Source organism: Arthrobacter sp. NPDC055138, assembly GCF_053607305.1.
In genome coordinates, this window is sequence record NZ_JBSGTH010000003.1 from 136,725 (window position 1) to 149,073 (window position 12,349).

Annotated in this window: 16 protein-coding genes; 7 read left to right on the forward strand and 9 right to left on the reverse strand. The window is 66.5% G+C overall.

The window, feature by feature from the left end; translation table 11 throughout:
- Positions 1-300: 300 nt before the first annotated feature.
- Positions 301-1,611 (forward strand): Nramp family divalent metal transporter, encoded by a 1,311-nt coding sequence (locus tag ACWF5H_RS08775; protein WP_452036241.1) that lies wholly within the window; start codon positions 301-303, stop codon positions 1,609-1,611.
- A gap of 150 nt (positions 1,612-1,761) precedes the next feature.
- Here ACWF5H_RS08775 and ACWF5H_RS08780 read toward each other — a convergent pair whose 3' ends face one another.
- Positions 1,762-1,974, reverse strand: a complete 213-nt coding sequence (locus tag ACWF5H_RS08780) for a FitA-like ribbon-helix-helix domain-containing protein (protein WP_452036243.1) — start codon at positions 1,972-1,974, stop codon at positions 1,762-1,764.
- A 103-nt stretch (positions 1,975-2,077) separates the two neighbouring features.
- Positions 2,078-3,325, reverse strand: coding sequence for an NAD(P)/FAD-dependent oxidoreductase (locus ACWF5H_RS08785; protein ID WP_452036244.1), 1,248 nt, complete (start codon positions 3,323-3,325; stop codon positions 2,078-2,080).
- 185 nt (positions 3,326-3,510) lie between these two features.
- Between ACWF5H_RS08785 and ACWF5H_RS08790 the strand changes: the two genes are divergently transcribed.
- Both ACWF5H_RS08790 and ACWF5H_RS08795 read left to right on the forward strand, forming a co-directional pair.
- Positions 3,511-3,966 carry an Lrp/AsnC family transcriptional regulator gene (locus ACWF5H_RS08790; RefSeq protein ID WP_452036246.1) on the forward strand — a complete coding sequence of 152 codons (456 nt, stop codon included), beginning with the start codon at positions 3,511-3,513 and terminating at the stop codon, positions 3,964-3,966.
- Between the two features lie 233 nt (positions 3,967-4,199).
- Positions 4,200-4,931 (forward strand): NADPH-dependent FMN reductase, encoded by a 732-nt coding sequence (locus ACWF5H_RS08795; protein ID WP_452036248.1) that lies wholly within the window; start codon positions 4,200-4,202, stop codon positions 4,929-4,931.
- Between the two features lie 69 nt (positions 4,932-5,000).
- On the opposite strand, the gene ACWF5H_RS08800 is transcribed toward ACWF5H_RS08795, so the two are convergent.
- The 3 genes from ACWF5H_RS08800 to ACWF5H_RS08810 form a co-directional block, all read right to left on the reverse strand.
- Positions 5,001-6,191 (reverse strand): hypothetical protein, encoded by a 1,191-nt coding sequence (locus ACWF5H_RS08800; RefSeq protein WP_452036250.1) that lies wholly within the window; start codon positions 6,189-6,191, stop codon positions 5,001-5,003.
- Between the two features lie 107 nt (positions 6,192-6,298).
- Positions 6,299-6,769, reverse strand: coding sequence for a DUF4383 domain-containing protein (locus tag ACWF5H_RS08805; protein ID WP_452036252.1), 471 nt, complete (start codon positions 6,767-6,769; stop codon positions 6,299-6,301).
- A 205-nt stretch (positions 6,770-6,974) separates the two neighbouring features.
- On the reverse strand, positions 6,975-7,370 hold the full coding sequence (locus ACWF5H_RS08810) for an SRPBCC family protein (protein ID WP_452036253.1): 396 nt from the start codon (positions 7,368-7,370) through the stop codon (positions 6,975-6,977).
- 111 nt (positions 7,371-7,481) lie between these two features.
- Between ACWF5H_RS08810 and ACWF5H_RS08815 the strand changes: the two genes are divergently transcribed.
- Complete coding sequence (locus tag ACWF5H_RS08815) at positions 7,482-8,540, forward strand: App1 family protein (RefSeq protein WP_364646058.1); 1,059 nt, start codon at positions 7,482-7,484, stop codon at positions 8,538-8,540.
- 136 nt (positions 8,541-8,676) lie between these two features.
- Here ACWF5H_RS08815 and ACWF5H_RS08820 read toward each other — a convergent pair whose 3' ends face one another.
- Positions 8,677-9,174: a CarD family transcriptional regulator gene (locus ACWF5H_RS08820; RefSeq protein ID WP_452036254.1), complete on the reverse strand. Its 498-nt coding sequence runs from the start codon at positions 9,172-9,174 to the stop codon at positions 8,677-8,679.
- An 81-nt stretch (positions 9,175-9,255) separates the two neighbouring features.
- Here ACWF5H_RS08820 and ACWF5H_RS08825 point away from each other — a divergent pair, with 81 nt between their 5' ends.
- A complete protein-coding gene (locus ACWF5H_RS08825; protein ID WP_452036255.1) occupies positions 9,256-9,927 on the forward strand; it encodes a TetR family transcriptional regulator in 672 nt (223 codons plus the stop codon).
- A 106-nt stretch (positions 9,928-10,033) separates the two neighbouring features.
- A complete protein-coding gene (locus ACWF5H_RS08830; RefSeq protein WP_452036257.1) occupies positions 10,034-10,432 on the forward strand; it encodes a YchJ family protein in 399 nt (132 codons plus the stop codon).
- 111 nt (positions 10,433-10,543) lie between these two features.
- Here ACWF5H_RS08830 and ACWF5H_RS08835 read toward each other — a convergent pair whose 3' ends face one another.
- The 3 genes from ACWF5H_RS08835 to ACWF5H_RS08845 form a co-directional block, all read right to left on the reverse strand.
- A complete protein-coding gene (locus ACWF5H_RS08835) occupies positions 10,544-10,894 on the reverse strand; it encodes a DUF202 domain-containing protein (RefSeq protein ID WP_452036258.1) in 351 nt (116 codons plus the stop codon).
- Positions 10,894-11,292 carry a YidH family protein gene (locus ACWF5H_RS08840; RefSeq protein WP_241913553.1) on the reverse strand — a complete coding sequence of 133 codons (399 nt, stop codon included), beginning with the start codon at positions 11,290-11,292 and terminating at the stop codon, positions 10,894-10,896. Before ACWF5H_RS08840 ends, ACWF5H_RS08835 begins: the two co-directional genes overlap by 1 nt.
- 131 nt (positions 11,293-11,423) lie before the next feature.
- Positions 11,424-11,738 carry a hypothetical protein gene (locus ACWF5H_RS08845; protein WP_452036259.1) on the reverse strand — a complete coding sequence of 105 codons (315 nt, stop codon included), beginning with the start codon at positions 11,736-11,738 and terminating at the stop codon, positions 11,424-11,426.
- A gap of 110 nt (positions 11,739-11,848) precedes the next feature.
- Here ACWF5H_RS08845 and ACWF5H_RS08850 point away from each other — a divergent pair, with 110 nt between their 5' ends.
- A complete protein-coding gene (locus ACWF5H_RS08850) occupies positions 11,849-12,325 on the forward strand; it encodes an acyl-CoA thioesterase (protein WP_452036260.1) in 477 nt (158 codons plus the stop codon).
- Positions 12,326-12,349: the final 24 nt, after the last annotated feature.

Below are 12,349 nucleotides of genomic sequence, written 5' to 3' on the forward strand. Positions count from 1 at the left end.
CCCCAACTGGAGTGCGCCGACGGATAGTGCTGGCGGATGGCGCCGGTGGATATCGCCGGTGGCCGCGCCCGGCCCGTATGACGGAGGGAAAGCGGATGTGCGAAAAGCCACAGTAGCGCCGCTATTTTCCGCTCAACGGAGCCTTCCCGGCGTCCAACGGTTCCCCTTGTGGCCCCTTCGGTGCTTTACTGACCGGGCGTTCGGAACGCGTGAGAAACTAAACGGGGTCCGGTGACGGGCGGCACTCGTGCCGCCCGTTTTCTGCGGACAAGCTCCATCACGGTAAGGAATACATGGCTCATGGCCACTGAGAACAACATCACGGGTGCGGTGGATCCCGCTGTACGCGTTGACAACGACGGCGGGGCGCCCGCCAAATGGAAGATCGTCGGTCCCGGCCTCGTTGTTGCGGCCACCGGCGTCGGTGCCGCGGACATGGTCGCCACTCTGGTGGCGGGGTCCCGTTACGGCTACGGCCTGTTCTGGGCGGTGATCGTCGGTGTCATCCTGAAGATCATCCTGGTTGAAGGCGCCGGGCGATTCTCGCTGGCGACCGGCAAGACGATCTTCGAGGGCTGGCGCTCGCTGGGCCGCTGGACCACCTGGTACTTCGGTCCGTACATCATGATCTGGGGCTTCGTTTACGGTGCCACCGCGATGTCATCGGCGGCGCTGCCGTTGGCCGCGGTGTTCCCGGTGCTGCCGCTGTGGGCCTGGGCCATCCTGATGGGCCTGGCCGGTTTTGTCATGGTGTGGTTCGGCAAGTACGCCATGTTCGAGAAGATCACCGCCTTCTTCGTCGGGCTGATGTTCGTCACCGTGGTCGGCCTGGCCGTCATTGCCGTGCCCAACATTCCGGAGATGATCGGCGGCCTGGTGCCGATGATCCCGCAGGAAGAGGGTGCGATGTTCTACACCTTGGCGCTGGCCGGCGGCGTCGGCGGCACCATCACCCTGGCGGCCTACGGCTACTGGCTGCGTGAGAAGGGCTGGATCACCCCCAAGTGGATGCGCGTCATGCGGATCGACAACTCCGTCGCCTACGTCATGACCGGCATCTTCGTGGTTGCCATGCTGATTGTCGGCGCCGAGGTAGTCCGTACCGCAGGCGTTTCGCTGAGCGCGGGCGACGAGGGCCTGCTGGACCTCTACGAAGTGCTGAAGGTCGAGTACGGAGACGTGGTCGGCACCGGCTTCCTGGTCGGCTTCTGGGCGGCATCGTTCTCCTCCATCATCGGCGTCTGGAACGGCGTGTCCCTGATGTTCGCCGACTTCTGGGGCAACATGCGCAAGAAGGAGTCCGGACACCCGGACACCCGCGTGGGCGGCAAGTACTTCAAGTTCTACGTGCTCTGGCTGACCTTCCCGCCGATGATCCTGTTCGCCCTGGGCAAGCCGATCGCGCTGATCCTGCTCTATGGTGCGCTGGGATCCCTGTTCATGCCGTTCCTGGCAGTGACCTTGCTGGGTCTGCTCAACGGCAAGCGCATCCCGAAGGAGTGGGCCAACCGGCTCCACACGAACATTGCGCTGGGCATCTGTGCGCTGTTGTTCATCATCCTGGGCGTGCGCCAGCTGTGGACCGCCATCGCGCCGGCCTTCGGCGGCTGATTTCGGACACTATTTGCTGCCCCGTGCCTGTTTGGTGCGGGGCAGCACTGTTTAAAACGACGACGGCGGTGCGCCCCGCAGTGCGCGGGTGGCACGGAAGCGGTGCCGCATAGGTACCAGCGCACCAGGCCTCGCCTGCCGGCCCCGTGATTACTGCAGGCTGGTCCGGCGGTGCCCGAGGTTTTCTGTTTCGTCGCCGCCGACCATCGACGCCAGGAGATCATCGGCTTCGCCCAGCCCCCGGACCACCTGGACCAAGATGGCCCGGGCTTCGGCCTCGGGTGTGCGGTGGTGCGAATCGGCGAGGATGCGGAGTCCTTCCAGCGTCCTCGCATCCAGATCCGGCACGGTGAGCGATTCCATGACAGCCACCCTTCCTCGGGCCGTACCGCGGCCCGAATGCCGACCATGATAGACCCGCGGCGGGCCGGCTGTCAGCCGCGTATTGGATGCCCGCGCCCTCCCGTCAGCGCAGCGGGTCGAACGGCCGGATCTCGTCCGGCACGCGACCGGTGACTATTTGCTCGGCCAGCAGCTTGCCGGTGGCCGGGCCCAGCACAATGCCCCACATCCCGTGGCCGCCGGCAACGTAGACGCCGGGGGAGCGGGTGGCGCCGACCAGCGGCAGCCCGTCCGGGGTGACCGGGCGCGGCCCCACCCAGATGTCCTCGAGATGCTCCAGATCCATGTTGGTGAACAGCGGCCGGACCGAGGCCAGAATGGCGTCGATCCGCCCGGTCTGCAGCGGCTCGTCCGGGCCGCGGAACTCCATGGTTCCGGCGATGCGCAGCCGCCCCTGGTAGGGGGTGCAGGCCACCCGGCGGGCGGGGAAGTAAATGGGGAACTCGGCCGGCTGGTCGGTGGCCACGCTGAAGGAGTAGCCCCGGCCGGCCTGCACCATGGTGCGCACGCCCAGCGGCTTGGCCAGCTCGGGAAGCCAGGCCCCGGTGGCCAGCACCACGACGTCGGCGTGGAACGGCTCCTGGGCGTAGGTCTCCACCGAGATCCCGGTGTGGCCGTGGCGCAGCGAGCGGACCTCCGCGCCGGGGATGATCTTCCCGCCCCGTTCCACCACCGCTGCGGCAAGGGCCTCAACAAAGGGGCCGGGCTCAAGGAAGCGCTGGCCCTCCAGTTCGAACACCGTGGAGACGGCGGCGGACAGCTGCGGCACCTTCATCTGGGCGTCGTCCAGCCGGGTCAACGGAGCGGACTGGCCGGCCTTCTCCACGTTGGCAAGCTCGTGGACAAAATGCCGGCTCTCCTTCTCATCCTCAAAGCCGACGATGAAAGGGCCCTTCCGCGTCCAGGATTCGACGCCGTTGTCCGTCAGCTCGTCGAAGCTCTCCAGCGCCATCTTGTCGATCGGGGTCAGCGCGGCCATGGTCCGGTCCCACGCCTTCTGCGTGCCATGCAGCGCGAAGCGGGCCAGGAACTGCCACAACTGCGGGTCCATCCGGGCGGGAACGTGCAGCGGCGCCGCGGGGTCAACCAGAGCCTTCGGACCATAGGTCCAGAGGCTCGGGTCCGACAACGGCATGGCCATGCCCGGCGTCAGCCAGCCGGCATTGCCCCAGGAAGCACCGGCGGCGACGCCGGACCTGTCCAGGATGGTCACTTCCACGCCGCGTTCCTGCAAGTGCCAAGCGGTGGCCAGTCCCACCATGCCGGCGCCAACGACGACGGCGGTGCTCGGGGTGTGTGCGCGCGAGTACATGGGTGCTCCTCGGGTTGTATCTGCTTTCGGCACCATCGTGAACAATGTTTAGCTGTATCTCAAGTGATCTGGAGAAGATTCTGCGAGACTGGGTATTGCTAACCTAAAGTTCAGGAAGTGGTGGCTGTCACATGGTGGAATCGAATGATGTTCGACGCCCTTACGGGGCTCCAGCAGGGTCCGGATTGGACCGCATAGACCGGTTGATCGTCGAGCTGCTCCAGAACGATGCCCGGACCCCCAATAATGCGATCGCGGCGGCCGCAGGCATTGCTCCGTCGACCTGCTTGAGCCGGATCCGATCCCTGCGCGAGCGGGGGGTGATTCGGGGCTTCCATGCCGACGTCGATCCTGCTGCGGTGGGGCGCGGTCTGCAGGCGCTGATTTCCATCCGGCTGCAGGCCCATGCCCGGTCAAATCTGACCGAATTCAAGGACTACCTGGCGGGACTGCCTGCGGTGGAGGGGATCTTCTTTGTCACCGGAGACCGCGATTTCCTGATCCATGTGGCGGTGCCGGACTCCGCTGCGCTGCGCGATCTGGTGGCCAACAACCTCAGCGTCCGCCCGGAGGTGGCCGGGACCAACACCACCGTCATCTTCGAACATGTCCGCCCGCCGGGAAGTTCGCTGGCCCCGTGATCGACCCGGCGAGTGCGGCCTTCGGCGGTGCCCGCTGGCCTGTGGTCGGTGTAGCGAGTGCGGCCTCCGGCGGTGCCCGTTCGCACGGTGATCGATCCGCCGCCGGCGGCCCGCGGTGACGTTCGCGTCCGCACCCCGCCAAGGTGCAGTGCTCCACTACCACCATTTGTTGACATGTCATTCTTTGCGGCGCTAAGATTGTTGAAACGTCAAGCAATCTATCGAAGGCTGCCATGTCCTGGTTTAAGAATCTTTTCAGCAAGTCCAGCGCCCGCCGGTCTGCCGCCAACCCCGCGCCGGCAGCTGCCGAACCCCAAGAGAAGGCAACGGTCAGCGCTGCTGCCTCGACGGCCCCGGTTGCTTCGGCCCCGGCAGCAGCCGTCGCCGGCCTCCCCAAGATCGCCATCGTCACCGGAAGCACCCGTCCCGGACGGGTCAACGACTCGGTGGCCGCGTGGGTGGCCGCTGAACTGGCCGGCCGGACCGACGCCACCTTCGAGGTGGTCGACATCGCCGACTTCAACCTTCCGCTGCTGGATGAGGCGTACCCCGCCGCCTACCAGAACTACCAGGGCGATCACACCAAGGCCTGGTCGGCCAAGATCGCCGAGTTCGACGGCTACGTCTTCGTGGCCAACGAATACAACCACACCGTCTCGTCGGCACTGGCCAACGCGCTTTCCTACCTGAACGCGGAATTCAACAACAAGGCCGCCGGCATCGTGTCCTACGGTTCGATGGGTGGCGTCCGCGCTGCCGAACACCTGCGCAACCTCCTGGCCGAGCTGCAGATGGCCGTGGTCCGCAACCAGGTGATGTTCTCGCTGTTCACCGATTTCGAGAACTTCGCCGATTTCAAGCCGACCGAGCAGAACGCCGGAACGCTTGCCCCGATGATCGACCAGCTCATTCCCTGGGCCCAGGGCTTCGCCACCATCCGCACCCCGCAGGCCGCAGCTGTCTAAGCCAGCCTGCTGACCGAATCGCTCCGCCGTATCCTCATCCGGCGGAGCGATTCGCTTTAAGCTGGCCGGCTACGGGCTGCCGGCCGCCACAATGGCGGCCATCGAGGTCAGAAAACCGGGCAACCAAGCCACGGCCAGCGCAGCCAAAGCAATCCGTCCGCCGACGAGCACCCCGCGTCCCTGCAGGGGCCCCTGTCCCGTCCCGGGCTCGGCACTGAGCGCCGGCGCTCCCGGCTGTGCCGCGGTCCCAGTCCATGCCGTCGATCCGGGCTCTGCGCGCGCCCCGGCCTGTGCCGACGCGCCACCCGGTGCCACCCCCGACAGTTCGGGCTCACCTGGCATCGGTTCCGGCCCGCCCGGCCCGCCTAGCCTGCCTGGCCCGCCCGGCCCGCCTAGCCTGCCTGGCCCGCTCGGCGGGCCCGGTGCCCCGGGCACCACATCCGCTCCACGCCGCCGACCCCGCAACACTTTCAGCCTGAGGGCCGCCACCGCCCAGCTCACGACGACGGCGGCAACCATCCATGCCACGACAACTCCCGCGCCAGCGCCCAGCAGAACCAGCACCAGCACCAGCGGAAGGTACCACCGCACATCTTTCGCCGATTGCAGCAAAGGCACGCGCCGGGACAGCCAGCTGCTGGCCGTCGCAACCAGCATGCCGTGGGCAATAGCCAGCGCGGAGAACGCGGCGATCGACAGCCAGGCCGGGCCCACCACACCGAAGTCCCGGCTGTCCGGCTCCAGCGGCCCGAATACCGTGCTGAGCCCCAGCAGCAACAGCAGTCCGAAGGCAGCTCCGCCGATCCAACCGGCGGGCAGCCACCAGCGCACCAGGCCGTAAAGCAGCGCCGTCGCGCAGCCGATGGCGACGCCGAACACGATGAAGCCGGAGGTTCCTTCCAGACTGATTTCGCCGATCGTCTCCCCGGCGTCGGTGAGCCTGCCATCGTCTTCCGGCGATGTCACCGCCAGCAGGCGCATCACCAGCCGTCCGCCGGCGCCGGCCATGCACAGTCCGGCCACTCCGCCGCCGACCAGCAGCACGTTCGCCCACCACAGCACCCGGCGCGCAACGTGCACCAGCAGGGCGCCGCCGTCGTTCGCGGAAAAGCGGCGGTGGTACGGGACGGGACCTGTGCCGCCCAGGCGGGTGCCGCCGTCGTTGTTATCCGTCGGGAGCCGGAAGCGCTCCCCGCCGCATAGGGCCACCGCAGCCAGGCCGGCGGCCAGCAGCAAGCCGCAGGCGATCATGATCATCACGCGGTTAGTATCCGATGGGCCCGGACGCCAGCGAACCCCAGTCATTGCCGACTGGGGTCCGCGCGCTAACCGTCCTGCCGGAGGCTCCGGCGGGGGGCAGGCAGCGATTATGTTGTTTCGTGTGCCTCGTCCCCGCGGCGCATCATGTAGGTGATCCCCAGGGCCAGCATGACCGCGCCGAGGACGAAGTGCAGCCAGTTGGTGGCTGTGTTGGCGGACAGGAAGTTGGCCCCATACTCGCCGGGTCCGACGATCAGGCCGTACAGCCACATCGCCAGGTACAGGATGCCTGCTCCCATCAGGAATTCCCGGGCGCCACTGGCGGTGCGGCTCATGATGTAGCCCACCACGCCTACCACCAGGTAGATGATGTTGAGCAACACGGACACTTGGAACACGTTGAGCAACTTGGCTTCGGAGCCGCCGGCGAAGGCCATCTCTCCGTAGGCCATAGTGATGCCGGGGATGAAGCCCAGGACACCGATTACAAAGAGAACAATTCCCGAAGTCATCGCGGCGTTACGCACATTCCCGCGGGAAACGTGGGCGTGACCGGCATGCGGTGAAGCGGTTGTCATTTCTCCTCCCAAACAATGAGTTTCGAAACTTTGTCGAGGTGCAACTCGGCCGTTGGTAGGGCGTATCTGACGTCGGAACCAGCGCTTTCAGTGTACGTCCGTTTGCGCACTCCGGCAGGGAAAAATCACGACGACGGCGGCCGGCTTGGGTGCGTCGGCGCGGCGGCGCTGGTGGACCTGTGGAGCGCGACGGCGGTGGGCCGGCTCAGGCCTCGAGCAGCCGCTTGAGCGTATGCAGGTCCTGGTCCACGGCGGCCGCATCGGCCTCGAAGCTCGACTCATCCATGCCGGCGCGGCGGAACAGCGTAAAAACCACTTCGGCGCCGTCGCCGTTGCCGAGCACCCGCAGCGGGTTGTAGATCGACTCGCCGGACGCGGTGATGACAAAGTGGTCCAGCACGCCGAACTCATTGCGTTCGGCAAACTTCACCCGCACCGGTCCCGCGGCCGTTTCCGCGACCCAGTCGTCGTCGACCACGCCGATGGAGGAGCTGAGGCCGGCGGCCCACCTCGGCAGGTTCTCCGGGTTGCCGGCGAACTCGTAGACCTCCCCAACGGGGCGGTTGATGGCAATGCTGATATGCCGCGCTGCAAAGGTCATGGGACCAGTCTTCAGGTTCACTTCGGCGCGGACAAGACCCCACGGCCCGTCCTCTGGGCCGCAAGCGCCAAAGATGGAGGGCCGGGCCGCAGCCCATGACAGACTTGGACCATGGCATTCAGGACTGGCAACGGCGACGATCTCCAGGAGAAGGCAGCCCACATCGGCATGCGCGTTGAAGACCGGTGGCAGGCGTACCGGGAACGGCGGGCACGCCGGCGCGGCTATGTGGCTACCGTGATGCCGTTTACCGGCTACGGTACGGCCGGCTGGATCCGTGTGCTCGGCCGGGTGGTCATGGCCCGGCCCGGCGCCTTCGACAACGGCCGGATGCCCTCCAAACTGGTGGCCGACGGCATCCGCGGCTGGCGGAACTTCATCAGCCCGCCGGTGGCCAATGCGCGGGTGACCATCTCAGCCGCCGGCGTCGAACATCATGTGGTGGCCGACCGCGGCGGCGTGGTGGATGCGAAAGTGTCAGTGGATCTGGAGCCCGGCTGGCATACCGTCACGCTGCGCTGCGAGGACTCCGAGCCGGTGGGAGCCTCTGTGTATGTGGTGCCGCCGGGGGAGCGCTTCGGCGTGGTCTCCGACGTCGATGACACGGTGATGGTCACGGCGCTGCCGCGTCCGCTGCTGGCGGCCTGGAACACCTTTGTGTTGGATGAGCATGCGCGCAACCCCACGCCGGGCATGGCCGTGATGCTGGAACGGGTCACGCGTGAACATCCGGGCAGCCCCGTGCTGTACCTGTCCACCGGCGCGTGGAATGTTGCGCAGACATTGACCAGGTTCCTTTCCCGAAACCTGTATCCGGACGGCGCGTTGCTGCTCACCGACTGGGGCCCCACCAAGGACCGTTGGTTCCGCAGCGGCCAGGGCCACAAGGTGGACCAGCTGCGGCGGCTGGCCGAGGAGTTCCCGGACATCAAGTGGCTGCTGATCGGCGACGACGGACAGCACGACGAAGCCATCTACGCCGGCTTCGCGCTGCGCTATCCGGGGCATGTGGCGGCCATCGCCATCCGGCAGCTCTCCGTCAGTGAAGCGGTGCTGGCCGGCGGCCGTTCACAGGACCGTCCCAGCGGTCCGGCGCGCAGCATCCCCTGGATTTACGCCCCGGACGGGAAGGGTCTGGCGAACCAGCTCCAGCAGCTGGGCATCCTGTAGCACCGCCGCGCCGGCGGCAGGGCTGCGGGCATGGCCCCCAGTTCATTGCGAACTGCGGCGCCGTGTGGCCCGGAATCGAATATTCAACAGGCGGCCTTCTCAGAGCTGAGAAGGCCGCCTGTTGAATAGTGAGTGGTTAGACCGTGGCGTCGACCGGGCCGAAGACGGCTTCGATCATGTCGCGGGCCGATTCGTTGTCGGTCTTTTCGGCCAGCGCAATCTCGGAGCACAGGATCCGCATGGCCTGCTCGAGCTGGTGCTTTTCACCGGCAGAGGAGCCGCGGCCGAGCGCCCGCAGCGAGAGATCGCGGACCACTTCGCTGACCTTGTAGATGTCGCCGCTGTTGATCTTTTCCTGATTGGCCTTGAAGCGGCGCGACCAGTTCTCCTGGTCCTCGGGCACCTTCGCCTTGAGGATCGCGAAGACCTCCTTCACGCCCTTCTTGCTGATGGCCTTGCGTACGCCGACCGTTTCCGCGTTGCCCAGCGGCAGTTCGATCATCAGTCCGTCATGATGCGCGCGGAACTGCACGAACTTGGTCTGGCAGTCCTTGAACGGACGGGTGCGGAGATCGGTCACGGTGACGGCGCCGTGCGGGGGGTAGACGAGGGTGTCGCCAACTTTAATGTTCATTGATGCCCTTTCATGCCATTATGGCAGATACTGCCACATTGGCAGCGAATACTCAAATATTGGGGTATCTTGGAAGCTGCTATGCCACAGAAATCGTCGTTCAGCGACGCTTCCAGAACCGATGTGCCCGGCCCTTCCACGGCTGAGCTCCCTGCTGCTGCACCCGGATTAAGGGAGCGACGGCGGCGCCAGACCCGGGCGGAAATCAGCCAGGCCGCGCTGCGCCTGTTCCAGGAATACGGCGTTGATGCCACCACCGTGGACGGCATTGCCAACGCCGCCGGGATCTCCCAGCGCACGTTCTTCCGGTACTTCACCAGCAAGGAAGAAGCCGCGCTGCCGGCGCATCAGGATTTCGACGCCGCCCTTGAGGTCGGTCTGCTGGCCATCGACCCCTCCGGCAATCCGCGCGAAGAGCTGGAGCGCGTCTACCAGCAGGTGATGCAGGGGTATGCGGACAACGATGCGCCGCAGGCCCGAAGCATGCTGCTGGTCAACCAGCTCATCCGGAAGGAGCCGCTGCTGAGGGCGGCCCTGCTCAAGCACAATGCCACCCGGACCACCGGGCTGGTGGATGCCCTGATGGACAGATTTGGCCGCGACGGCATCAGCGATCTGCAGATCCGGCTGGCGTTCGAGACCTGCGCGGCAGTGGTCCGCGTCGCCTTCGAAGTGTGGGTGACCCGGCGCGAGGCCGGCCGGAACGACAACCTGCCTGACATCTACGCTTCGGCCCTGCAGCTGGCCCACTGAACGTGACGAGCGGAGCCTGGACGTGCGGTACGAGCGGGGCGGGCGTCAACGAGGTGGCGCCGACGCCGTGCAGTCCCTGCTGCGTGAAGACCGCGGAGGTGCCTGAATGAAGACCGTGCCCATCGATATGCCCTGTCCCTGCGGGAGCGGCCACACCTATGGCCAATGCTGCCGGCCGTTCCACCGCGGCGACGCCGAGGCCCCGACGGCGGAAGCCCTGATGCGCTCGCGTTACACCGCGTTTGTGGCGGGCGACGTCGACTATCTGCTGCGGACGTGGCATCCGGAAACGCGGCCGGCGGGCCTTGAGTTGGATTCCGCGCTGGCATGGACCGGCCTGCAGATCCTGAGGACCAGGCGCGGCGGTGAATCGGACCGGGCCGGCACGGTGGAATTCCGCGCTACCTACCGCGAGGGCGGCCAGGAACATGCGCAGCAGGAAAAGAGTACGTTCGTTTGCGAGGACGGCCGCTGGGTCTACCGCGACGCACTGTCACAGTCCTGACTCTCGCCGCCCCACGACCGGCCGCGCCAGCCTTGCGCGCCCACGCCCGTCCGCGCCAGCCTTGCGCACCCACGACCGCCCGCCGCAGTGGCGCGCCGCCGTCGTAGCAGCTTAGTCCAAGGCCAGGAACAGGACGGCGAAGAGGCCGAGCGCGCCCAGCACCACTACGCTGCCGGCGACCCAGGCGGCCGCGGCGGCATCGGCGTGGATCCTTTCGTGGGCGATGCCGGAGACCGCCCGGCGGTAGCGCAACTGCTGGGTGATGTAGATGCCCATGGCCGTGCACAGCGACACGGCCACGAGCGTTCCGGTGAACCAGCCGTATGCCGGAAACCAGCGCAGGAACATGGCCGTCGCCACGATCATGGCCAGGGTTGTCCGGCTCCACGCCAGCGAGGTGCGCTCGGGCTGCAGGCCGGCGTCGTGATGTCCCGGCTCGGGCAGGGGGCGGGCGCGTCGCATCACGTCAGGCGCAGCAGGACAAAGACCAGCAGCAGCGCGGCCACCACGCCGCCGCCAATGGCCAGGATCGGGGCGATCAGCGGAAGCGGCAGGGGAGTCTTGTGCCGCATGGACCGTTCAATGTTCAGCCAGCGGAAGAAGGAACCGCAGCCGATCGCCATCGCCAGCACCAAGAGGACGACGGCGATGGTGGTGCGGATCGCCGGATCAAAAATGTCGGTGGTGAAGGCCTCCACCGCGATGCCTCCGGCCACCAGGGCCAGCGAGGTGCGGATCCAGGCGAGGAACGTGCGCTCGTTGGCCAGCGTGAACCGCGGATCGGGTTCGGTGCCGCCGCGGAGCAGCTTGGCGGCGAACTTGCCGCGTTCCGGGCGGGGCGAAGGCGATGAAGTAGGCACGGCTTCATGGTAGTCATGTCCGCGGCAGGGCAGCGTTCATGACGGTCATGTCGGCCCGGGCGCGTTCATACCAAGCGTCGGCAAGAGAGCGAGCCCGCGCCAACCGGCCGCGGCCTTTGGGCAGTGCACGGTTACGCCGCCGGGCGGTCCCCGTCGTCGTGCTCTGGGTCCATCCTCGTCACGGTGAAAAAGCGGTTTCCCGCACCCTTGCGGGAACTCGGCACCAGGAGTTTGGAGTATTTTTCGCACCACTGGGCGGTGCCGACGGAGTCCGCCATCGCCGCCGCGATGGCGGCAATATTGTCGGACCACCCCAGGACGCGCTCGCCTTCGAGGCAGAACTGAATGAGGCCCAGTTGGGTATCGACATGGAGTTCGACGTCCACCCAAACGTCGAATCCCGGTGCCTCGCTGGCTGTATTTTCTGTTTCGTATGTATTCATCATGAGACTTGTGTTGCGCATCACACTCTGCGGCGCCCTCCTACTATAGGGTCCCGGATCCGGAATGCCAAACAGTTTCCACAACGTAAACGGCCGGTAAAGTAAATCGGGCCATGACCGAGACACCTTCCGCCCAGCGACTGTCCTGTAACGTTCCGATGCGTTGGGGCGACATGGATGCCTACGGTCACATCAACAACGTAGAGATCCTGCGGATCTTGGAGGAAGCGCGCATCCACGCGTTCGGCCCGCCGGCCGGGACCGGAGGACCCGGTCTCGAGGTGGACCTGCCGGTCTTCTCCGACCTGCCCGCATCCACCCAGGCGCTGGTGGCCGAGCACCGGGTCAAATACGTCCGGCCGCTGAACTACCGCAACATCCCGGCCCACGTGGAGGTCTGGATCAGCGCGATCAAGGGCGCCAGCCTGACCATCGCGTACATGATCATGGACCCGGTCACCGCCGAGCAGTGCGTGCTGGCCGAGACCACGCTGGCGTTCTTCCATACCGACTCCGGCCGACTGCTGCGCCTGAGCGACCGGCAGCGGAAGATCCTGGAACCTTATCTGGGCGAGCCCAACTTCCGCTGAAACAACGACGGCGGTGGGCCGGCT